Source organism: Agromyces sp. G08B096 (assembly GCF_040267705.1).
Lineage (GTDB): Bacteria > Actinomycetota > Actinomycetes > Actinomycetales > Microbacteriaceae > Agromyces.
Genome location: NZ_CP158374.1, coordinates 806,891 through 828,329 on the forward strand (window position 1 = coordinate 806,891; position 21,439 = coordinate 828,329).

The 21,439-nt window shown below is 73.6% G+C and carries 21 protein-coding genes; 10 read left to right on the forward strand and 11 right to left on the reverse strand.

Annotated features, from left to right (window positions below):
* Positions 1–15: 15 nt before the first annotated feature.
* Positions 16–597 (forward strand): NUDIX hydrolase family protein, encoded by a 582-nt coding sequence (locus ABIQ69_RS03995; RefSeq protein ID WP_350349107.1) that lies wholly within the window; start codon positions 16–18, stop codon positions 595–597.
* 54 nt (positions 598–651) lie between these two features.
* Here the strand turns inward: ABIQ69_RS03995 and ABIQ69_RS04000 are convergent, their stop codons facing one another.
* Positions 652–1,152, reverse strand: coding sequence for a GNAT family N-acetyltransferase (locus ABIQ69_RS04000; RefSeq protein ID WP_350349108.1), 501 nt, complete (start codon positions 1,150–1,152; stop codon positions 652–654).
* A gap of 175 nt (positions 1,153–1,327) precedes the next feature.
* Here ABIQ69_RS04000 and ABIQ69_RS04005 point away from each other — a divergent pair, with 175 nt between their 5' ends.
* Both ABIQ69_RS04005 and ABIQ69_RS04010 read left to right on the forward strand, forming a co-directional pair.
* Positions 1,328–2,023 carry a sigma-70 family RNA polymerase sigma factor gene (locus tag ABIQ69_RS04005; protein WP_350349109.1) on the forward strand — a complete coding sequence of 232 codons (696 nt, stop codon included), beginning with the start codon at positions 1,328–1,330 and terminating at the stop codon, positions 2,021–2,023.
* Positions 2,020–2,523 (forward strand): hypothetical protein, encoded by a 504-nt coding sequence (locus tag ABIQ69_RS04010; RefSeq protein ID WP_350349110.1) that lies wholly within the window; start codon positions 2,020–2,022, stop codon positions 2,521–2,523. The genes ABIQ69_RS04005 and ABIQ69_RS04010 overlap by 4 nt, the downstream gene beginning before the upstream one ends.
* 43 nt (positions 2,524–2,566) lie before the next feature.
* Here the strand turns inward: ABIQ69_RS04010 and ABIQ69_RS04015 are convergent, their stop codons facing one another.
* The 4 genes from ABIQ69_RS04015 to ABIQ69_RS04030 form a co-directional block, all read right to left on the reverse strand.
* Entirely contained in the window at positions 2,567–3,139 is a 573-nt protein-coding gene (locus tag ABIQ69_RS04015) for a peptidase inhibitor family I36 protein (protein ID WP_350349111.1), read from the reverse strand.
* Between the two features lie 329 nt (positions 3,140–3,468).
* Positions 3,469–5,028, reverse strand: a complete 1,560-nt coding sequence (locus ABIQ69_RS04020; protein WP_350349112.1) for a DEAD/DEAH box helicase — start codon at positions 5,026–5,028, stop codon at positions 3,469–3,471.
* Between the two features lie 252 nt (positions 5,029–5,280).
* Positions 5,281–5,910 (reverse strand): DUF1684 domain-containing protein, encoded by a 630-nt coding sequence (locus tag ABIQ69_RS04025; protein WP_350349113.1) that lies wholly within the window; start codon positions 5,908–5,910, stop codon positions 5,281–5,283.
* Positions 5,907–6,422 (reverse strand): hypothetical protein, encoded by a 516-nt coding sequence (locus ABIQ69_RS04030; protein ID WP_350349114.1) that lies wholly within the window; start codon positions 6,420–6,422, stop codon positions 5,907–5,909. The genes ABIQ69_RS04025 and ABIQ69_RS04030 overlap by 4 nt, the downstream gene beginning before the upstream one ends.
* 90 nt (positions 6,423–6,512) lie before the next feature.
* Between ABIQ69_RS04030 and ABIQ69_RS04035 the strand changes: the two genes are divergently transcribed.
* Positions 6,513–7,799: a hypothetical protein gene (locus ABIQ69_RS04035; RefSeq protein WP_350349115.1), complete on the forward strand. Its 1,287-nt coding sequence runs from the start codon at positions 6,513–6,515 to the stop codon at positions 7,797–7,799.
* A 19-nt stretch (positions 7,800–7,818) separates the two neighbouring features.
* Entirely contained in the window at positions 7,819–8,376 is a 558-nt protein-coding gene (locus ABIQ69_RS04040) for a hypothetical protein (protein ID WP_350349116.1), read from the forward strand.
* 47 nt (positions 8,377–8,423) lie between these two features.
* Here ABIQ69_RS04040 and ABIQ69_RS04045 read toward each other — a convergent pair whose 3' ends face one another.
* The 3 genes from ABIQ69_RS04045 to ABIQ69_RS04055 all read right to left on the reverse strand — a co-directional run bounded on the left by ABIQ69_RS04045 (position 8,424) and on the right by ABIQ69_RS04055 (position 10,958).
* Positions 8,424–9,044: a CGNR zinc finger domain-containing protein gene (locus tag ABIQ69_RS04045; protein ID WP_350349117.1), complete on the reverse strand. Its 621-nt coding sequence runs from the start codon at positions 9,042–9,044 to the stop codon at positions 8,424–8,426.
* A gap of 123 nt (positions 9,045–9,167) precedes the next feature.
* Entirely contained in the window at positions 9,168–9,671 is a 504-nt protein-coding gene (locus tag ABIQ69_RS04050; RefSeq protein WP_350349118.1) for a SprT-like domain-containing protein, read from the reverse strand.
* 27 nt (positions 9,672–9,698) lie between these two features.
* Entirely contained in the window at positions 9,699–10,958 is a 1,260-nt protein-coding gene (locus tag ABIQ69_RS04055) for a PQQ-dependent sugar dehydrogenase (RefSeq protein ID WP_350349119.1), read from the reverse strand.
* A 68-nt stretch (positions 10,959–11,026) separates the two neighbouring features.
* Here ABIQ69_RS04055 and ABIQ69_RS04060 point away from each other — a divergent pair, with 68 nt between their 5' ends.
* The 4 genes from ABIQ69_RS04060 to ABIQ69_RS04075 all read left to right on the forward strand — a co-directional run bounded on the left by ABIQ69_RS04060 (position 11,027) and on the right by ABIQ69_RS04075 (position 15,097).
* Entirely contained in the window at positions 11,027–11,785 is a 759-nt protein-coding gene (locus ABIQ69_RS04060) for a 5-oxoprolinase subunit PxpA (RefSeq protein ID WP_350349120.1), read from the forward strand.
* Entirely contained in the window at positions 11,782–12,411 is a 630-nt protein-coding gene (locus ABIQ69_RS04065; RefSeq protein WP_350349121.1) for an allophanate hydrolase subunit 1, read from the forward strand. Before ABIQ69_RS04060 ends, ABIQ69_RS04065 begins: the two co-directional genes overlap by 4 nt.
* The gene (locus ABIQ69_RS04070) at positions 12,408–13,307 is read left to right on the forward strand and encodes a biotin-dependent carboxyltransferase family protein (RefSeq protein ID WP_350349122.1); all 900 of its coding nucleotides are present in this window, start codon (positions 12,408–12,410) and stop codon (positions 13,305–13,307) included. Before ABIQ69_RS04065 ends, ABIQ69_RS04070 begins: the two co-directional genes overlap by 4 nt.
* A gap of 149 nt (positions 13,308–13,456) precedes the next feature.
* A complete protein-coding gene (locus tag ABIQ69_RS04075) occupies positions 13,457–15,097 on the forward strand; it encodes a family 10 glycosylhydrolase (protein ID WP_350349123.1) in 1,641 nt (546 codons plus the stop codon).
* A gap of 21 nt (positions 15,098–15,118) precedes the next feature.
* On the opposite strand, the gene ABIQ69_RS04080 is transcribed toward ABIQ69_RS04075, so the two are convergent.
* The 3 genes from ABIQ69_RS04080 to ABIQ69_RS04090 all read right to left on the reverse strand — a co-directional run bounded on the left by ABIQ69_RS04080 (position 15,119) and on the right by ABIQ69_RS04090 (position 17,614).
* The gene (locus tag ABIQ69_RS04080) at positions 15,119–15,970 is read right to left on the reverse strand and encodes a fused MFS/spermidine synthase (RefSeq protein ID WP_350349124.1); all 852 of its coding nucleotides are present in this window, start codon (positions 15,968–15,970) and stop codon (positions 15,119–15,121) included.
* A 69-nt stretch (positions 15,971–16,039) separates the two neighbouring features.
* Entirely contained in the window at positions 16,040–16,792 is a 753-nt protein-coding gene (locus ABIQ69_RS04085; protein WP_350349125.1) for a fused MFS/spermidine synthase, read from the reverse strand.
* Between the two features lie 15 nt (positions 16,793–16,807).
* The gene (locus tag ABIQ69_RS04090; protein ID WP_350349126.1) at positions 16,808–17,614 is read right to left on the reverse strand and encodes a hypothetical protein; all 807 of its coding nucleotides are present in this window, start codon (positions 17,612–17,614) and stop codon (positions 16,808–16,810) included.
* A 298-nt stretch (positions 17,615–17,912) separates the two neighbouring features.
* Between ABIQ69_RS04090 and rpoB the strand changes: the two genes are divergently transcribed.
* Positions 17,913–21,404: a DNA-directed RNA polymerase subunit beta gene (rpoB, locus tag ABIQ69_RS04095; RefSeq protein ID WP_350349127.1), complete on the forward strand. Its 3,492-nt coding sequence runs from the start codon at positions 17,913–17,915 to the stop codon at positions 21,402–21,404.
* Positions 21,405–21,439 lie beyond the last annotated feature (35 nt).

Genomic DNA, 21,439 nt, shown 5'->3' on the forward strand with positions numbered 1-21,439 from the left:
GGGCAGAATCGTCGCATGAGCGTGCGGACTCCCGACCCCGACTGGCGCGACGACGACGAGCCCTCGGCCCGGCCGCAGGGCAACCCGGGCTGGCTCACCGACCTCGAGCTCGCCGAGGTGCGCGGCCGTCTGCCGCTGCTCTACGTCGAGGCCGTGCCGGTCCGCGTCGACGGGCTCGGCCAGGTCACCGAGGTGGGACTCCTGTTGCGCGCGAACGCGGTGGGCGAGATGACCCGCACCCTGGTCTCCGGCCGCGTGATGTACGGCGAGACCGTGCGCGACGCGCTCTTCCGGCACCTCGAGAAGGATCTCGGCCCCATGGCGTTCCCGCTGCTTCCCGCGAGCCCGCTCCCGGCCGCCGTCGCCGAGTACTTCCCCCTGCCCGGGATCAGCCCCTTCACCGACGAGCGTCAGCACGCCGTCTCGCTCGTCTACGTCGTGCCCGTCACGGGCACGTGCGAGCCCAGGCAGGACGCCCTCGAGGTCACGTGGATGCCGCCGGAGGAGGCCGCCGGGCTCACCGTCGGCGCCGAGCTCGAGGGCGGGCGCGGCGTGCTCGTCCGGCAGGCGCTCGCGTCGGTGGGCGCACTGCGCTGAGCCGCCGGCGCGCCGGCGCACTCGGCAGCGCCGACGCGAGTGTCGGTCAGGCGGTCAGCGGACCAGCCGCACCTCGTGGATCTCCTCGCCGAGGAACGGCTGCACCTGCTCCGCGCCGTCGGCCGTGAAGCCGTTGCGCGCGTAGAAGCGATGCGCGCGCGGGTTGTCGGAGGCGACCCACAGATACACCGGGTCGGTGCCCACCGCCGCGTCGAAGAGCTGCTGGCCGATGCCCGTGCCGTGGTACGCGTCGAGCAGGTAGATGAAGTACAGCTCCCGGTCGCGAGGCGGGTTCTCGTCGCGGGCCGGGCCGGAGCCCACGAAGCCCACGATCTCGCCGTCGACGAGGGCGGCGAACTGCGAGTACTCCTCGCCGCGCGCGGCGAGGTGGGTCCAGAGCTCGGCCATGCGTCGGGGCGAGAGCTTCTCGAAGGCGGCGGCGCTGATCAGGTGGTCGTAGGTCTCGTGCCAGCAGGTCGCGTGGACCCGGCCGAGGGCCTCGACATCGGAGTCGCGGATGGGACGGACGACGGCGGCAACGACATCGGTGCTCATGCCGACAGGCTAGGCCAGCCCTCGCGTGACGCGAAATCGGGCGTGAACCGGATGCCTCGTCCGGACATACCCATGCAGCCGGGCTCGCGGGGGCGGAGAGCCGGCAGGTCACGGGGACCGGTGGCAGGGAGTCTGGAAAGGCGGACGATGAGGAGCCGTTTAGGCTGGTCGGACCATGTCGACGCAGGAGCGATCCGACGCGGCGCTGTGGCTGGAGGCGACCTCGGGCACGGCGTCGGCGTTCGGCGAGATCTACGACCGCTACCGCACGCGGGTGTTCCGCGCTGCGTACGGCGCGGTGCGGCACGTCGATGACGCGGAGGACATCGTGGCGATCGTCTTCCTCGAGGCCTGGCGGAAGCGCGACGGCGTGCGCTTCGTCGACGGGTCGCTGCTGCCGTGGCTGCTCGTCGTGACGCACAACGCCACCCGCAACGTCGCGCGGTCCAAGCGTCGCTGGGGCCGGCTGCTCGCCAAGGTGCCGCCGGCCGAGCACGCGGCCGATCCCGCCGAGCAGGCCGGGCGGCGCATCGACCTCGACCGTTCAGGTGGAGCGCTGCGCGGTGCGCTCGGCCGGCTGAGCGCCGACGAGCGCCGCGTCGTCGACCTCTGCCTCATCGAGGAGCTGCCCACGGCGGCCGTCGCCGCGGTGCTCCACGTGCCGGAGGGCACGGTGAAATCCCGGCTGCACCGGGCGAGGCGGAAGCTCCAGCGGGAGCTCGGCGGCGTCGACGGATCCCTCGCGGCACTCGACGGGGTGGAGACGGCCCGCGGCGACCCGGCGCCGCCACCGCCCTCCGCGCTGCGCCTGCCGCCCGCGGCCCCGCCGCTGACATCCACGCTCGCACCCGACCTGGAGGCCACCTCGTGAGCGAGCCGCAGGGCCTGCGTCCCGACCGGGACCGTGCCATCCGCAGCATGCTGCTCGACCATGTCGCGGCCGAGCCCGCCGAACGCACCGTGCGTCGGCGGCGCACCCGCATCGCCTGGGCCGGAGCCGGCGCCCTGGTGCTCGGCGTGGCCGCCACGGCGGGTGCCGTGCTGCTGCAGCCGGGCGCGGTCGAGGACACCTCGGTCGTGTTCTGCCTGAGCGCGGCCGAACGGCTGCCCGACGGCGGCTACCCCGGCTCCAGCGCGGTCGTCGCCGACAGCGGCGACGGGCGCGCGGCCGACGCCATCCAGCTGTGCCGCGACATGTGGGCCCAGGGCGTGCTCGAGTCCGGCTTCGATCCGACCGCGGCGACGACCTCGCCCGGACAGGTGCCCGACGCGCTGCAGACGTGCGTGCGCAGCGACGGTGTCGCCGCCGTCGTGCCGTCGGATCGACCGTCGATCTGCGCGGCGCTCGGGTTGGCTCCGCTCGAGGAGTGAGGCGCCGAAGCGCTCGGAACGCCCGGCGACCTGGGAGGAACGCTTACCCGTACTGCCCGGCGGGACGGAAGACGAGGGCGCTCACCCGGTCGTTCCACGAGGACAGCCCGCCGCACCACGGCGTGCAGTTCAGGCGGCTGCCGCCGTACGAGGCGTCGGTGTACATCGTCACCCAGCACCCGTTGAGGCCCCCGCCCGAGCTGATCGCGTCGTTCCACCCGGCCGGCAGCGACGGGAATCCGAAGGTCGAGCCCGCGCAGGCGTTCGCACCCCAGAAGCTCAGGCTGCCGCCCCCGCCGCCGGCGTCCTGGTAGACGCGGCCGATCAGCGTGCTCGACGCGAGGGCCGCATCGACGCTGCGCGCCGCCGACGCCCGCCCCTCGAGGAACGCGTCGACCTCCGGCTCGGTCGCGAAGCATGTGGGCTCGGCGGCGGTCCCGTCGACGAGCGGGTCGCCGGCCGCGTCGAGCTCGACCGCCTCGACCACGCAGTGCTGCTCGCCCTGCGGTGCCGGTCGGCCGTCGCGACCCGTTCCCGCGGGTGCGGCGTGCGCGGCGCCCGAAGCGGCCAGCGCGAGCAGCACGCCCGCCACGGCGCCGATGCGGATGCGGTGCATGGAGTTCCTCCCGTCCAGCGGCTCGGGGTGGGCCGCTGACGGGGAATGTCCGGGAGCGGCATCCGGGTTCCCGCGCGGCGAGCGTGAACCGTCCTGCGGGTGCCGGACATCACCTGACGAGTGGATCGGGAGGTGCCATGCGACGAGTGCGAACCGCGGTGGGCGTGGCGGCCGTCATGGCCGGCATGCTCATCGCGTCGGCCCTGATCATCGGGGGCGAGATCGGGCGCGCATTCGTCGACGCGCACTAGGCGGGTGGGAGTGGGCCGCGCGACGCTGGGGGGCGTCGCGCGGCCCTCGCCGTCAGGAGCGCACGGATGCCGCGGGGGTCAGCCCTGTGCGCGGCGGTTGGTCCGAGCGCTGCGGTTCGGCGAGACGACGTCGCCCATGCGGATCGGCCGGGCGGTGCGGCCGGCCTTCTGCCCGCCGCCCTTCTGCGCGCCCGACTTCTGGCCCTGACGCGTGCCACCCTGCGCGGGACCGCCGTGCGAGGGGCCGCCGTGCGACGGGGCGCCGTGTGCGGCATTGCCGTGCTTCGGCCGACCCGCGCCGGCCTCCGCCGGACGGCCGGACCGGTCGCGACGAGGCGCAGCGGCCTCGCCCTGGCGCTGGCCGCCGCGCGCGTCGCGCGCCTGGCGCTTGCGCTGCGCGTTCGCGCCCTGCGACCGGCCGCCGCCCTGCTGGACGGGCGCCTTCGGCGCGGGCTTCACGTACGGCGCCACATCGCCGACGAGCGCGGTCACCTCGGGCGAGGCGGGCGTGACGCGGCGGGGCGCCACGGCGATCTCGGCCTTGCGCAGCAGCTTCTTCAGGTCGTCCATCTGCTCGGGCAGGGCGATCGTCACCACGTCGCCCTCGCTGCCCGCGCGCGCCGTGCGGCCCGACCGGTGCAGGTACGCCTTGTGCTCGACGGGCGGGTCGACGTGCACCACGAGCTCGATGTCGTCGACGTGCACACCGCGGGCCGCGACATCCGTCGCCACCATCACCCGCACCGAACCGTCGCCGAACGCGGCGAGGTTGCGGTCGCGCTGCGGCTGCGACAGGTTGCCGTGCAGGTCGACCGCCGGGATGCCCTGCTCGGTGAGCTTCTTCGCGAGCTTCTTGGCCTGGTGCTTGGTCCGCATGAAGAGGATGCGCCGGCCCACGCCGCTCGCGAGCGTCTTGACGAGCTCGTTCTTCGCGTCGGTGCCCTCGACCGCGAACACGTGGTGGGTCATCGCCGCGACCGGCGAGTGCGCCTCGTCGACGGAGTGGAGCACCTCGTTCTGCAGGTAGCGCTTCACGAGCTTGTCCACGCCGTTGTCGAGCGTCGCCGAGAACAGCAGGCGCTGGCCGCCGCGCGGAGTCTTGTCGAGGATGCGGGTGACGACCGGGAGGAACCCGAGATCGGCCATGTGGTCGGCCTCGTCGAGCACGGTGATCTCGACCGCGTCCAGGTGCGCGAAGCCCTGCTGGATGAGGTCTTCGAGGCGACCCGGCGTCGCCACGACGATGTCGACGCCGGCGCGGAGCGCCTCGACCTGGCGCTTCTGGTTGATGCCGCCGAAGATCGTCGTCGCCTTCAGTCCGTACGCCGCGGCGAGCGGCTCGATGGTCTGGGTGATCTGGGTCGCGAGCTCGCGGGTCGGTGCGAGCACGAGCCCGAGCGGCTGGCCCGCGCGGCGGGCGCCGCCGGCGAGCAACGTGCCGAGGCGGGCGACCATGGGCAGCGCGAACGCGATGGTCTTGCCCGAGCCGGTCTTGCCGCGGCCGAGCACGTCGCGACCCGCGAGCGTGTCGGGCAGGGTGTCGGCCTGGATCGGGAACGGAGTGGTCTTGCCGTCGGCTTCGAGCACGGCGACGAGGGGAGCGGGCACGCCGAGCGTGCGGAAGGTGAGGTCGGTCACAGGGAGTGGTGCCTTTCCTGGCAGGGGCTGCCGCCGCGAACCGTCGCGGGGGAGCATGGCGAAGTCGCCGGTCGGCGAATCCGTTCGCCGTATGAATGAGTCATCGGGCCCGAAGCCCGGAAGCGTTCTACGACGCGGGCGGCGCGGTCGTCGCGCACACCGTGGTCGAGCATAGCCCATGGGTCTGCGAGGACGCCGAGCGCACGCGGTCCGGCGGCCGACGCGCCGCCTCGCACGCGTGCCGACCGGGCGTCAGCGCGGCATCCGCTCGCCGACCGGAATCTCCTCGCGAACCGTGTTGCCCGCCTGGGCCAGCGGGCACGACCACGACGGGTCGTAGGCGCACGACGGGTTGTACGCGAAGTTGAAGTCGACGACGATCGCGTCGTCGCCCGCACCCGGGCCGAGATCGGCGCCCTTCATGGTGTCGAGCAGGTAGCGTCCGCCGCCGTACGTACCGCCGGGCGCACCGGCGAGGCCGTCTTTCACCGGGAGGAACAGGCCGCCGGCGTAGCCGGCGACGCGCCACAGGTCCAGCGTGCCCACCGCCGGCACCCGGACGGTGCCGACGAGCACGAACGGGATCGGGCCGTCGGTCGCCGAGTCGACGACGAGCCGGGCCGGCTCAGCCGGGCGGCGCACCTCGAGCTCGAAGCGCCAGTCGGGGTCGTACCTCGTGACGGTGAGGCCGGTGAACCTCGCCCGGTCGTCGGGCAGCAACGGCGATTGCGGATGCCCCGCGAACAGCTCGTCGCGGCCCGATCGCCACAGCTCGTGGCCGGCCGCGGGGTCTCGGACGCTCAGCTGCCGGACGCCCGCGTACAGCCCGGCCACGCGGCGCCGCCAGTCGGCGAGCTGCAGGGCCCCGAGCGTCGCGCTCATGCGGCGGCCTCCGCATCGGCCGTTCCGGGCGGGTCGTACGACCAGCCGGGAGCGAGCGCACGGAGTCGGGCGCCCCGCCACTGCCAGAACGCCCACGTGGGATACCAGAGGGCGGCGTCGAACGCCGGGTTGCCGCTCGACGCGACGAGCCGGTCGCGGTAGAGCGCGCGTCCGTCGGGCGTGGCCGAGATCGCCATCCGGTGGTCCCAGGTCGAGAACGCCGAGAGCGGCCCGCTCAGCGCGCCGCCTCGGTCGCGGAGCATGCGGACCCCGGCGGGCACCGCCGAGGGGTAGGCGATGTCGACGACCTCCTCGCCGGCCGGCCACCGCCGGAAGGCGAGCGCGCGGAGGCGGTGCCGGCCCTCGGGCCAGGTGGTCGGCAGCCCCTGGGGCTCGAGGGAGTCGAGGTCGAGCCACGGGGCGACCACCTCGCGGAGCACGGCGGGCGAGCGGATCGCCCGCCACGCGGCGTCGGCCGGGCAGTCGAGGGTCAGCTTCAGGAGCACCCGCATGGACCGAGCGTACGGCTCGGGGACCGGTTCCGCCGAGCGCCACCGCCGATTCGCGGGCGATGTCCATGCGCGCGCCATAGACTCCCCGCCATGTCCGACGCTGCGTGGTGGGTGCCGTCGCTGGTCGTGTTCGGGGCGGCGGCGGTCGGCGCCGTGCTCGCCGCCGCCGCGGCCCGGCGAGCGGTCGCGCATCGCCGGCGGGACGCCGTGGCGGCGTCCCGCACCGCGGAGCTCGAGGCGAAAGGGCTCATCGTCCGAGCCGACGAGACCGTCCGGGAGGCGCGGCGCGAAGCGGCCTACGCCGAGGCCCAGTTCGGCGAGGCGGCCGCGGCGAGGCTCCGCGCCGCGGTCGAGCGCGCCGAAGCGCCCCTGCGGGAGGCCTTCCTGCTGCAGCAGCGACTGGATGACTCCGAGCCCGACACCGCCGCCCGCCGACGTGAATGGAGCCGGCGGATCGCGGACGGCTGCCGCACGGCCATCGCCATCGTGGAAGCCGCGCAGGCCGAGCTCGTCGCAGCGCGTGCGGCCGAGCGCGGCGTGGCCGACGAAGCGCCGGTGCTGCGCGAGCGCATCGCGGGGATCGAGCGCCGGCTCGTCGACGCGGACGCCGCGCTCGCGCGGCTCGGCGAGCGGTTCGCGCCGTCGGCCCTCGCCGTCGCACGGGCCGACCGCGATCGGGCTGCCGGAGCGGTCGCGGGCGCCGCAGCCGCGCTCGCCGAGGCGGTCGCGCTCCAGGCCGCGGCCCGGCCGGCGGCGCCGCAGCTCGGCCGCGCGCAGGCGTCGGCCGAAGACGCCGAGCGCCTGCTCGCATCGGTCCAGCGTGTCGAGCTGCACCTCGCCTCGGCCGTCGACGAGGCCCGATCCGAGCGGGCCGGGCTCGACGCCGACCTGGTCTCGGCGCGACGGGAGCGCGACGACCTGGCCGGCGGCCCTGATGCGGCCGAGCCGGGTGTCGCCCGCGCCGCAAGCGAACTGGGGGAGGCCGTGCGGGCCGCCGCGGATCTGCTCGGCGAGCCGGCTCCGGCGCTCGACGATCCGGAGAGCCGGCGCGACCGACTTCGCGCCGTCCGTGATCGGCTCGACGCCGCCAGAGCCGAGGCGCGCCGGGCCGCAGGGCGGCTCGACGGCGCGCGGACGGCGCTCGGCGGAGCGATCGCGGTCGCCGAACGCGCGGTGGACGTCGCGCGCGGCCTCGTCGAACGCGGGCGGGGCACCGTCGGAGCGGATGCGCGGACCCGGCTGGCGGAGGCGGAACGTCAGCTGATGGCAGCTCGGCAGGAACCCGATCCCGTCGCAGCGCTCGACGCCGCACGGCGCGCGGCGGCGAGGGCCGCCGATGCCGAGGCACTGGCCAGGTACGACGGATCGCTCGGCTGAGCGCCGCTAGCCTGAGGGCATGAGCACGTATCCGCCCGCTTCGCAGGGGAAGTACCAGGTCCGCTTCGACCGCGGCGAGGCCGGACTCGCCCGGATCGCCGGGGGTGCCGACGTCGTGGTGTGGATCGACGCGCTCGAGGAGGCATCCGGCGGCGGACCGGTCGCGCCGTCGACCGGTGCGGTCCCCGAGGCCGCGGCGATCGTCGCGGCGGGCCTCCGGGATGCCGCCGCGGTCGCGCGGTGGATCCTCGACGAGCAGGAGCGGCTCGGGCGGCGGGCGTACCTCGCGCTCGTCGTCGCGGCCGACGGCGGCGGCGTGCCCGTGCCCGACCTCCTCGCCGCCGGTGCCGTGGTGGATGCCCTGATGGAGCTCGGCATCGACGACACCTCGCCCGAGGCCGCCGTCGCGGCCGCCGCGTTCGGCGGGCTGCGCCGCGCCGTGCGCCACCTCACCGGGGCGTCGGCGCAGGGCCGGCAGGCGCTCGCCGACGGCGTCGCCCCCGAACGGCTGCACGAACTGGCCTCGCTCGGGTCGAGTGAGACCGTCCGCGTGCTCCGGCCGGGAGCCGAGCGCTAGTCCGCCTCGCCGCCTCGCCGGCCGCCCGCGTCCGCCGTGCTCGGCGGTCAGGCCGCCCGTTTGGCCTGTGCGCCCTTCCGGGCTCGGTGGGCGCGCACCTTCGCGCGGTTGCCGCAGCGCTGCATGGAGCACCACCGCCGGCTCGCCGCGCGCGAGGTGTCGAGGTAGACGATGTCGCAGTCGTCCGCGCTGCAGCGGCGGATGCGCTCGAGGTTGGCGGGCGAGAACAGGTCGACCGCGTCGCGCGCGATCGTCGACAGCGCCTGCGGCACGGTCTGGACGGATCGACCCGCCTGGCGAGAGCCGCCCGGGAGGGCGGGCGGGATGTCGGGGGTGGCCGCGTACAGGTTCACGATGTCGACGTCCGCCGCGGGCAACGCCTCGTCGCGGCTGGCGGCCAGGGCGAGTGCGCTGATCGAGTCGCGGAGCGCGACGGCGTCGAAGAGGTCGCGCGAGCGGGCGGCGCCGACCGCGACCGGAAAGCGCTCGCGCAGCCAGGCGGTGAGGTCGTCGGGACCGTGCAGGCGCTCGCCGGCGGGTGCGGCGCCCCCGACCGGGCCGGTGTAGGCGAAGTCGAGCGCGAACGAGCCGGAGTCGAACCACCAGCGCTGCCCGTCGGGGCTGTCGATCCACTGGCCGACGGGAATGGAGACGGTGGAGACGGGCACGTAACCATGTTAGTGGGTTAGTGCGGCGGACTCATGCCGCGCGCGGCATGCGGGCCGGCCGGGCGGATGACCTGCGGCGCCGCGTGGTCTCGCGTCCATCGGAGGAGCCGGGAACCCTGGGGCTCAGCGGGCCAGGCCGGCGGCGCTCGCGGCCCGACGGCGCATGGCCGCGGTGATCTCGCGGCGCTGCCAGACGATGAGGTTCGCGCGGTCGAAGCCGCGTCGGCAGAGCCCGCAGCTGAGCGGTCGCACTGGCTCACGATAGCGGTAGTGCACATGCCCGGCCGGACACCGGCCGACCCAGGGCGCGAGCTCGTCGACGACCTCGCCGTCGTGCGTGCGCCGGCCGACGTAGCCGATCGATGCGGCGACGTGGCGCCATTTCGGCCCATGGCCCGCACGCGGACCGGCAAGCGCATGGGCCACCTCGTGCAGCAGCACCTGATGGATCTCGTCGTCGCCGTACCTCGCGGCGAGGTAGCGCGACACCGAGATGCGCTTCGCCGTGTAGTTGCAGAGCCCCGCGCGTTTCTTCGCGTGGTCGAAGCCGAAGCTCCATTCGGCGGGATCGAGGTGCATGACGATGAGGGCCTCGGCCCATCGTCGAACCCGATCAAGATCCGCCATGGCGCAAGGATATCGCCGGCCGCCCACTCAGGGCAGGGGGCGCAGCCCCACGCGGAGCATCCGGTCGTCGCCCGCGGCCGGCGAGCCGCGCCCGTCGGTGTTGTTCGTGAGGAACCAGAGCTCGCCCTCCGGGCCGGGCACCACGTCGCGGATCCGGCCGAACTCACCGGCGAACCACGGCGTCGCGACGGGAGTCACCGCCGCCCGGCCGCCGGCCGGCGCGACCCCCGACAGTGGGGCGACCGTCCACAGCCGCTCCCCGCGGAGCGCGGCGAGCACCGCGGTGTCGCCGACGATCGCGAGCCCGCTCGGGCTCGCCTCCGACGTCGGCCACTGCACGACGGGATCGGTGAAACGCGCATCGCCCGCCTGGCCCTCGACGATCGGCCACCCGTAGTTCCCGCCGCGCGTGACGAGGTTCAGCTCGTCCCAGGTGTTCTGGCCGAACTCCGCCGCCCACAGCCGGCCGTCCGCGTCCCAGGCGAGGCCCTGCGGGTTGCGGTGGCCGATCGAGTAGGCGTGCGTGCCGAACGGGTTGCCGGGCGCCGGCGCGCCGTCGGGGGTCATGCGGAGGATCTTCCCGGCGAGCGACGCCGGATCCTGGGCGGCCTCCCGCTGTCCGGCATCGCCCGTGGTGGCGTAGAGGAACCCGTCGGGCCCGAAGGCGATGCGCCCGCCATTGTGGTTGCCCGCCTTCGGGATCCCCGTCAGCACGGGCTCGGGCGAGCCGAGCGTGTACGAGCCCGGCCCCCCGCTGAGGGGCATCCGGACGATGCGGTTGTCGGCCTCGGAGGTGAAGTATGCGTAGACTGCCGCCTCCTGGCTGCCGTCCCCTGGCCGGAAGGCGAGCCCGAGCAGGCCGCCCTCGCCGCCGGGTGCGACGCCCGGCACCTGGAGAACCGCGCGCGCCGTGCCGCCCGTGACCTCGAGGATGCGGGCCGAGTCGCGCTCGCTCACGAGCGCGCCGCCGTCGGGCAGCCGGAGGATCGACCAGGGGGCGTCGAGTCCTGCGGCGAGTTCGGCGACCGCGCCGTCGGGGGCAAGCGCGACCGGCGCCGGCGAAGGGGTGACCGGAGTCGTCGTGGCCGGCGCGGACGTCTCGGGTTCGGTCGGTGCGGCGGTGGGCGTGGCGTCCGGACCGCCGGCGACGCAGGCGGCGAGCAGCGCGAGGAGCGGCAGCGCGGACGCGGCGGCGAGCGCGGGCGGGGTTCGGCGCGTGCGGCGGCGCGGCGCCGACGCACCGCCGGGGAACGTCGTGCGCGGCGCGAGCCGGCCGGGTCGGTGCATCCTCGCCTCCCCGCTTCGATCCGATGCGGTCGGCTCCAGTCTGACGCGCTCCGCGCGAGAATGGCAGGGTGGCGAGCATCGACCTGAACAGCGACCTCGGCGAGGCCGTGGGAGACCGCGTCGTCGGCGACGACGAGGCGATGTTCCCGCTGATCACGAGCGCCAACGTCGCGTGCGGGTTCCACGCGGGCGACGCGGCGGTGATGCGCGCGAGCGCGGAGCGATCGGTGGTGCACGGCGTCGTGCTGGGCGCCCATCCCGGCTACCGCGACCCAGCGGGGTTCGGTCGCCGCGAACTCGAGGTGCCGCCCGCGACCATCGCGGCCGAGCTGCTCGCCCAACTCCGCGCCCTCGAGGAGGCCGCGCGCGAGACGGGCGCCCGCATCCGGTACGTCAAGGCGCACGGCGCGCTGTACCACCGGCTCGGCGTCGACGACGACGCGGCGGCGGCCTACGTCGACGCCGTCGCCGCCTTCGACCCGGGGCTCACCCTCCTCGGTGCGCCCGCCACCGCGCTCGAGCGACGTGCGCTCGCCGCGGGCCTCCGTTTCGCGCGCGAGGCCTTCGCCGATCGCGGGTACCTCCCCGACGGCCGGCTCGTCCCGCGCGGCGAGCCCGGTGCCGTGTGGACCGACCCCTCGGCGGTCGCCGACCGTGCGGTGGAGCTCGCGACGACGGGAACGGTCCGGGCCGCGGACGGCACCGTCGTCGTGCTCGGGCCCGACTCGCTCTGCCTGCACGGCGACACTCCGGGCGCGGTGGAGCTCGCCCGCCGGGTGCGCGAGGCACTCGCCGGGGCCGGCGTCGAGGTGCGGGCGTTCGCATGAGCCGACGCCTCCTGCCCGCGGGCGACGCCGCCCTCCTCGTCGAGTGCGACGATCTCGACGAGGTGCTGGCGCTCCACGACGCGCTCGCCGCGGATGCTCCGCCCGGCCTCGTCGAGCTCGTCCCCGCGGCCCGCACGCTCCTCGTCGCGGTCGATCCGGCGCAGCTGCCGCTGGAGTCGGCGGCCACGTGGGTGCGCCGGGCGCGGACGCAGGTCGCGGATGCCTCGGCACCCGCGCCGATCGCACCCGTCGTGGTGCCCGTGCGGTACGACGGCGGGGATCTCGCGGGCGTCGCCGAGGAGCTCGGCCGCTCGCCGGAGGCGCTCATCGCGCAGCACACCGCCGCGCGCTGGCGGGTGGCGTTCATCGGCTTCGCGCCCGGGTTCGGCTACCTCGTGAGCGAGGACTGGCCGTACGAGGTACGCCGCCTCGACGCGCCGCGCACCCGCGTCCCGGCCGGGTCGGTCGGGCTCGCCGGCGCCTTCGCGGGCGCGTATCCGCGGGCGAGCCCCGGCGGCTGGCGCCTCGTCGGGCGTACGGATGCCCCGCTGTGGGACGAGTCCGCCGACCCGCCGGCGCTGCTCGTGCCCGGCCGATCGGTGCGCTTCGAGGCGGTGCCGGGATGACGCCGGAGCAGCAGGCCCGGGCACAGCACGGGGGCCGGCCCCGCGCGCTCCTCGTCGAGCACTCCGGACCGTCGGCCCTCGTCGAGGACCTCGGCCGGTCGGGGCTCGCGCATCTGGGCGTCGCCGGGTCGGGCGCGCTCGACCGGGCCGCCCTCACCCTCGCCAACCGGCTCGTCGGCAACCCCGCCGGCGCGGCCGGCCTCGAGCTCCTCGGCGGCGGCTTCGCCGCGCGCTTCTCGGGCACGCACTGGTTCGCGGTGGCGGGGGCATGGGGCGACCTCCGCCTCGACGGCCGTCGGATCGCCCCGTACACGGCGGCGCGGGCAGCCGACGGCGCCCTGCTCGAGCTCGGCGCGCCGGAGCGGGGCATCCGGTACCTGCTCGCGGTGCGCGGCGGCTTCGACGAGCCGCCGGTCCTCGGTTCCCGCTCCCGCGACACGCTCGCGGGGCTCGGACCCGCGCCAGTCAGCGCCGGCCGGGTGCTGCCGATCGGCGTCGAGCCCGAGGCATCCGTGCCCGTGCTCGACCAGGAGGCGGCGTTCCCGCCGCCCGTCGAAGCCGTGACCCTCGGTCTGCTGCCGGGACCGCGGGCCGACTGGCTGACGCCGGCCTCGCTCGCCGGGCTGGTCGACGGCGAGTGGCGGCTCTCGCCCGACTCCGACCGCGTCGGCGCACGACTGGAGGGCCGCCCTCTGCATCGTCATGCGGGGGAATTGCCGAGCGAGGCGACCGTGCCGGGGGCGATCCAGGTGCCCCCGTCGGGATCGCCGACGATCCTGCTCGCCGACCGGCCGGTCACGGGCGGGTATCCGGTCGTCGCGGTCGTCGACCCGGCCTCGCTCGATCGGCTCGCGCAGGTGCGGCCGGGGCAGGCGGTGCGCTTCCGGCACGTGTAGGCGCGACGGAGCAGCGAGGGCAGCTGGAAAATTCTCTTCACACTCGGGCTGGATCGTGGAAGTATCTTCCGCAATGCACTGCTGACGCGGCCCGGCCGACCATTGACGCACGGCCGGGGCGCGGACCACCGCCGGCCGATGGAGGATCGATGACGACCACCCCGCATGACCCAGCCCCAGCCCGCCTCGACCGCCGGGGGTTTCTGACCCTCGCCGCCGCGGGCGTCGCCGCCTCGGCGTTCACCGTCACGGTGGGCACGCTGCACGCCGCGCCCGCCCGTGCCGCCGAAGCGGGCGCCGCTGCGCAGGCGACCGCCGCGTTCGCCCCGCGCAAGCGCGAACTCCGCGCGATGTGGATCTCGTCCGTCGTGAACATCGACTGGCCGAGCCGGACCGGGCTCAGTGCCGACGAGCAGCGCGCCGAGTTCTTGCACTGGCTCGACGTGGCCGAGCAGTTCAACCTGAACGCCGTCTTCGTGCAGGTGCGCCCCACGGCCGACGCGTTCTGGCCGAGCCCGCTCGAGCCGTGGTCGCAGTACCTCACGGGCGTCCAGGGGCAGGACCCCGGCTACGACCCGCTCGCCTTCATCGTCGAGGAGGCCCACCGTCGCAACCTCGAGCTGCACGCCTGGTACAACCCGTACCGCGTCTCGATGGGCGCCGACCCGTCGACGCTCGTGCCCGAGCACCCCGCCCGCGTGCACCCCGAATGGATCTGGGCGTACGGCGGGAAGCTCTACTTCGACCCGGGCCTGCCCGAGACCCAGGAGCACATCCAGCAGGCCATCCTCCACTCCGTCGAGCACTACGACCTCGACGGCGTCCATTTCGACGACTACTTCTACCCGTACCCCGTCGCGGGCCAGACGATCCCCGACGCGGCGACGTTCGCCGCCCACGGCGCCGGCTTCGACGACATCGCCGACTGGCGCCGGCACAACGTCGACACCTTCGTGCGCTCGATCTCCGAGCGCATCAAGGCGCTGAAGCCGTGGGTGAAGTTCGGCATCAGCCCCTTCGGCATCTGGCGGAACAAGGCCAGCGATCCGCTCGGGTCGGAGACCGGCGGCTCGCAGTCGTACGACCTGCAGTTCGCCGACACCCGGAAGTGGGTGCTCGAGGGCTGGCTCGACTACATCAACCCGCAGATCTACTGGCAGTTCGGCCTCGCGGTCGCCGACTACGCGAAGCTGGCACCCTGGTGGGCCGACGTGGCGGCGACATCCGGCACCCATCTCTACATCGGCGAGGCGCTCTACAAGGTGACGTCCGGCGTGTTCACCGACCCCGCCGAGCTGTCGAACCATCTGACCTTCGACCGCGAGCTCGACGCGTCGGGGCGGCCGGTGCACGGCAACGTGTACTTCTCCGCGAAGCACGTGCCGGCCGACCCGAAGGGCTCGATGTCGCGCGTGCTGGCCGACCACTACTCGCGTCCGGCGATCGTGCCCGCCATGGAGTGGCTGCCCGCGACCGCCGTGCGCGAGCCGGTCCTCGCGCACGCGAAGCGGGCGGGCGCCGGTATCGAGCTGCAGTGGTCGGATGCCGCGCCGCCGTCGCGCCGCGCGACATCGTTCGCCGTGTACCGCGCCGAGGGCGCCGAGGGCCCGATCGACATCGAGGACGCCCGGAACCTCGTGGGCACCGTCCGGGCCGCCTCGGGCGTGGTCCAGCGCTTCGTCGACGAGACCGCGGCGCCGGGCACCGCGTACCGGTACGCCGTCACGGCGCTCGACCGGGTGTGGAACGAGTCGGCGCCGAGCGCGGTGAAGCGCGTCGGCGGCGAGTGACGCCCGTCGCCGTGAGTCCCGTCAGCGGCTGAGGAACACCGAGCGCGCGGGCGGCGGGCTCGGCACGGCCGTCGCGTCGGTGACGATCCGCGCGCCCGCCTCGAACCGGCGGAGCTCGTCGCCCTCGACGAGCTTCGCCGGCGCGGGATCGCTCGCGAGCAGACGGGGCATCCGGTCGAACGGCAGCGGCGCGGCCGACGCGTACATCACGACGTTGCCGAACCGGCGACCCTTCAGCATCGTCGCGTCGGCCGCGATCGCGACGTGCGCGAACACGTGCGAGAGGGTCGCCGCCTGCGACCTGGCGAACGCGAGGCCGGCGCCGTCGGCGACGTTCACAGCGAGGATGCCCCGCGCGGAGAGCCGCGGCACGAGCAGGCCGTAGAACTCCGCGCTCGTCACGTGCGCGGGGGTGCGGGCGCCCGAGAAGATGTCGACGACCGCGAGATCGACGGCGCCGTCGAGCCCGGCGGGCAGCTTCGCGAGCACGTCGCGCGCGTCGCCCGTGCGCACGCGGATCTGCGCGCCGCGCGGCAGCGGCAGGTGCTCGCGCACGAACGCGACGAGGTCGGGCTCGAGCTCGACGACCTGTTGGCGCGATCCCGGCCGGGTGGCCGCGACGTAGCGCGGCAGCGTCAGGGCGCCGCCGCCGAGGTGCAGCGCGGTGATCGGCTCGCCGGCCGGCGCGACGAGGTCGGCCGCGTGGCCGATGCGGCGCACGTACTCGAACCCGAGCCACTCGGGCCGGTCGAGCTCGACGTGCGACTGCGGGGTGCCGTCGACGTACAGGGTCCACGACCCTGGCGACTGCCGCGACTCCTCGAGTCGGGCGAGATGGCCGCTCGCGGCGAGCCGGCGTTCGGGTGCGGACACGGATGCCACGCTACCGCGCCGTCCGGTGGGGCAGCCCGGTGCCGGCCCCGGCCACGACGTGGCGCGAGCTCAGCAGGCGCTCCAGAGCACGAAGTCGAGGCGCGGGCCCGCCAGGACGTCGGCGGGGTGGGGGCCGCGCTCTCGCAGGCGCTGCTCCAGCCCGTCGGGCACGCCCGCGGGCGCGACGACCAGCACCGCGTTGCCCTCCTCCGCGCCGCTCACCACCGCCGGGTCCCCGGCGACCAGCAGCACCGCCTCCGGCCGCACCCGCGCGGTCGCACGGGCCAGGTGCCGAAGCCGGCCGAGCCCGGCGGCGTCGGCCACGTTGGCGGCGAGGACGCCGCCGGGGGCGAGCCTGCCGAGCGCGTCGGCGAGGAACCCGGGCTCGGTCGTGAACGCGGGAGGCTCGAGGCCCGTGTAGAGGTCGAGCACCACGAGGTCGAACGACGCCGGCGCGAGGGCCGGCAGTGCCGACGAGGCATCCGTCACCGAGATCGCGACATCCGAGCCCGAGGCGAGCGGCAGGCGGTCGAGCACCTGGCGCACGAGCTCGGCGTCGTGCTCGACGACGACCTGGTGGGACCCCGGCCGAGTCGCCTCGACATAGCGGGGGAGCGTCAGGCCGCCGCCGCCCAGGTGGAGCGCGCGGATCGGCTGCCCCGGCAGCCCGATCGCGTCGATCACGTGGCCGATGCGTCGCACGTACTCGAAGAACAGCCGGGTCGGGTCGGCCGGGTCGACGTGGGACTGCGCGTACCCGTCGACGAGGAGCGTCACGCCGCCGGCGATGCCGTCGACGTCGAACTCGATGCCGCTGGTCATGTCATCGTGGCGGGGTCACCGTGCGGCACGCTCGGGGCGCGGCGCCGCCTCGAAGGCGTCGAGCGCCGCGGTCAGGAGGGCGTCGCGGTCGAGACCGGTCGCGGCGACGAGGCGGCCGATCCGCTGCTCGAGCGGAGATGCCGCTGCGTCGGCGGCGGCCGGCCGGGACCGGAGCAGCGCGGCGATCACGGGCAGCGCGATCGTGCCGAGGCCGTCGACGATGGCGGCGATGCCGAGCGCCCGCCAGTATTCGTCCGACGACGGCCAGACGGTGAGCACGGGCAGCAGGATCATGACGGCGACGACCGCGATGGCGGCCAGGGTGACGCCGAGCGCCACACGCACCGCGAGCTCTCGCCGGCCCGCGAGGAGCAGCAGCAGATTGGCGTGGGCGAGGCTCACCGCGGCGACGCCCGCGATCAGGAATCCGCGGCTCACCCAGCCGATCCACGGGTCGGTCTCCGGCGACCACGGAACCCAGATCGTCACCACCCCGAGCACGAGGGCGAGCGCGCTGACGGCGAGTCCGACGAATCCGACCACGCGCACGGCACGCCCGACGATCGCGAGGTGGCAGAGCACCACGCCGCTGAAGCCCGCGACGAGCAGGGTCGTCAGGAGGACCATGAGCTGCGCATCGCCGAACCGGGAACCGAGCAGCACGAGGATGCCGATGACGGCGGCGACCCCGAGCGCGACGACCAGGACGATGACGGCGCCGCGACGCACGCCGCGCAGTCCCGGCGTGGCGGGAGAGGGTCGCCCTCCAGCGGTGCGGGGCGGGGCATCCGTCGCTGGTGTTGCGGACGCGGGATCGGGCATCTGAGCTCCTCGTGGTGGCGGCGGGGTGCACCAAGAATGCCCGTTCGCAGGCGGTCGCAACAGAGGCGCGCGCAGGTTATACCCGACATCGCGGAACAAATCAAGAATTCGACTGGACATGGCGCGTCGCATCGCATATAGTTGAGGTTTGCGCTCCCAGACCCAACTTGCCTTCATATTGCGGTCGGCTTCCTGCGAGCCCGGTGCCATTCGGCCACCTGGTTCCGCAACCGTCTGAGGGGTCCACTCCACCACCATCGACAGTGAACCGGCCCGACGGGCCCTGGAGGTCATTTCCTTGGCTGCTGCGCGCAACGCAACCACGCCCAACCCCAAGAACGGACGAGGTGCGAGCCGCCTCTCCTTCGCGAAGGTCACCGATACCCTCACGGTACCCGACCTGCTCGCTCTCCAGACGGAGAGCTTCGACTGGCTCGTCGGCAACGATGCGTGGAAGGCGCGCGTCGCTGCTGCGGTCGAGGAAGGTCGTCAGGACCTTCCCGAGGCCACCGGCCTCGAGGAGATCTTCGAGGAGATCTCGCCCATCGAGGACCTCGGCGAGACCATGCAGCTCTCGTTCACGAACCCCGAGCTCGAGCCGCCGAAGTACACGATCGACGAGTGCAAGGAGAAGGGCAAGACCTACTCCGCTCCGCTGTACGTCAACGCAGAGTTCATGAACCACCTCACGGGTGAGATCAAGACCCAGACGGTCTTCATGGGCGACTTCCCCCTGATGACCCCCAAGGGCACCTTCGTCATCAACGGCACCGAGCGCGTCGTCGTCTCGCAGCTCGTCCGCTCGCCCGGCGTCTACTTCGAGCGCACGCCCGACAAGACCAGCGACAAGGACATCTACTCCGCTCGCGTCATCCCGAGCCGCGGTGCCTGGCTCGAGTTCGAGATCGACAAGCGCGACCAGGTCGGCGTCCGCATCGACCGCAAGCGCAAGCAGTCGGTCACGGTGTTCCTCAAGGCCCTCGGCCTCACCTCCGAGGAGATCCTCGAGGAGTTCGCCGGCTACGAGTCCATCGCCCTCACCCTCGAGAAGGACAACATCCTCACGAAGGAAGAGGCGCTGAAGGACATCTACCGCAAGCTCCGTCCGGGCGAGCAGGTCGCCGCCGAGGCCGCGCGTGCGCTCCTCGACAACTTCTACTTCAACCCGAAGCGCTACGACCTCGCCAAGGTCGGCCGGTACAAGATCAACCAGAAGCTCGGCCTCGAGGCCCCGCTGACGGACTCGGTGCTCACGGTGCAGGACATCGTCGCCACGATCAAGTACCTCGTCGCCCTGCACGAGGACCGCCCGACGCTGCCCGGCCGCCGCGGCGGCAAGGATGTCGAAATCCGTCTCGACGTCGACGACATCGACAACTTCGGCAACCGTCGCATCCGCGCCGTCGGCGAGCTGATCCAGAACCAGGTCCGCACCGGTCTGTCGCGCATGGAGCGCGTCGTCCGCGAGCGCATGACCACGCAGGACATCGAGGCCATCACGCCGCAGACCCTGATCAACGTGCGACCCGTCGTCGCCGCGATCAAGGAGTTCTTCGGCACCTCGCAGCTGTCGCAGTTCATGGACCAGAACAACCCGCTCGCGGGGCTGACCCACAAGCGCCGCCTCTCGGCGCTCGGCCCCGGCGGTCTCTCGCGCGACCGCGCGGGCGTCGAGGTCCGCGACGTCCACCCCTCGCACTACGGCCGCATGTGCCCGATCGAGACGCCGGAAGGCCCGAACATCGGCCTCATCGGCTCGCTCGCGTCCTTCGCGCGCATCAACTCGTTCGGCTTCATCGAGACGCCGTACCGCAAGGTCGTGAACGGCAAGGTCACCGAGCAGATCGACTACCTGACCGCCGCGGAGGAGGACGACTTCATCGTCGCCCAGGCCAACGCGCCGCTCACGAAGGACTCGCACTTCGCCGAGGACCGCGTCCTCGCGCGCAAGAAGGGCGGCGAGGTCGACCTGTTCCCCGCGGACGAGATCGGCTACATGGACGTCTCCCCGCGCCAGATGGTGTCGGTCGGCACCTCGCTCATCCCGTTCCTCGAGCACGACGACGCGAACCGCGCCCTCATGGGTGCGAACATGCAGCGCCAGGCCGTGCCGCTGCTGCGCAGCGACTCGCCGTTCGTCGGCACCGGTATGGAAGGCTACGCCGCGATCGACGCCGGCGACGTGATCACGGCCGACCGGTCGGGTGTCGTCACCGAGGTCTCGGCCGACTCGGTCACCGTCCAGCTCGACGAGGGCGGCACGCAGACCTACTTCCTGCGCAAGTTCGACCGCTCCAACCAGGGCACGAGCTACAACAACCGCGTCATCGTCTCGGCGGGCGACCGCATCGAGGCCGGCGAGGTCATCGCCGACGGTCCCGCGACCGACAACGGCGAGCTCGCGCTCGGCAAGAACCTCCTCGTGGCGTTCATGCCGTGGGAGGGTCACAACTTCGAGGACGCGATCATCCTCAGCCAGAACCTGGTGAAGGACGACGTCCTCTCCTCGATCCACATCGAGGAGTACGAGGTCGACGCCCGCGACACCAAGCTCGGCAAGGAGGAGATCACCCGCGACCTGCCGAACGTAAGCCCCGACCTGCTCGCCGACCTCGACGAGCGCGGCATCATCCGCATCGGCGCCGAGGTCCGCCCCGGCGACATCCTCGTCGGCAAGGTCACGCCGAAGGGCGAGACCGAGCTGTCGGCCGAGGAGCGGCTGCTCCGCGCGATCTTCAACGAGAAGAGCCGCGAGGTCCGCGACACGTCGCTGAAGGTGCCCCACGGCGAGCAGGGCACGATCATCGGCGTCAAGGTGTTCGACGCGCAGGACGGCGACGACGAGCTCGGCTCGGGCGTCAACCAGCGCGTGGTCGTCTACATCGCCCAGAAGCGCAAGATCACCGAGGGCGACAAGCTCGCCGGACGCCACGGCAACAAGGGCGTCATCTCGAAGATCCTGCCCGTCGAGGACATGCCGTTCCTCGCGGACGGCACCCCGGTGGACGTCATCCTGAACCCGCTCGGCATCCCCGGCCGCATGAACTTCGGCCAGGTCCTCGAGACCCACCTCGGGTGGATCGCGAAGCAGGGCTGGAAGGTCGAGGGCAACCCGGCCTGGGCCAAGCGTCTCCCGAAGGAGGCCCACGAGGCCGCCCCCGGCACCAAGGTCGCGACCCCGGTGTTCGACGGCGCCCTCGAGGAGGAGATCGCGGGTCTGCTCGACTCGACGCTGCCGAACCGCGACGGCGAGCGGCTCATCGACTCGACCGGCAAGACGCAGCTCTTCGACGGTCGTTCGGGCGAGCCCTTCCCGTACCCGGTCTCGGTCGGCTACATGTACATCCTGAAGCTGCACCACCTCGTCGACGACAAGATCCACGCGCGCTCGACGGGCCCGTACTCGATGATCACCCAGCAGCCGCTCGGTGGAAAGGCGCAGTTCGGCGGTCAGCGCTTCGGCGAGATGGAGGTGTGGGCGCTCGAGGCGTACGGCGCCGCCTACGCCCTGCAGGAGCTCCTCACCATCAAGTCCGACGACATCCTCGGCCGCGTCAAGGTCTACGAGGCGATCGTCAAGGGCGAGAACATCCAGGAGCCCGGCATCCCCGAGTCCTTCAAGGTGCTCATGAAGGAGATGCAGTCGCTGTGCCTGAACGTCGAGGTCCTCTCGGCCGACGGCACCGCGGTCTCGCTCCGCGACACCGATGACGAGGCCTTCCGCGCGGCGGAGGAGCTCGGCATCAACATCTCCGCGCGCTTCGAGTCGTCGAACATCGACGAGATCTAAGCCAGGCACGAAGAACGACTTCAGGAAACTTCTCA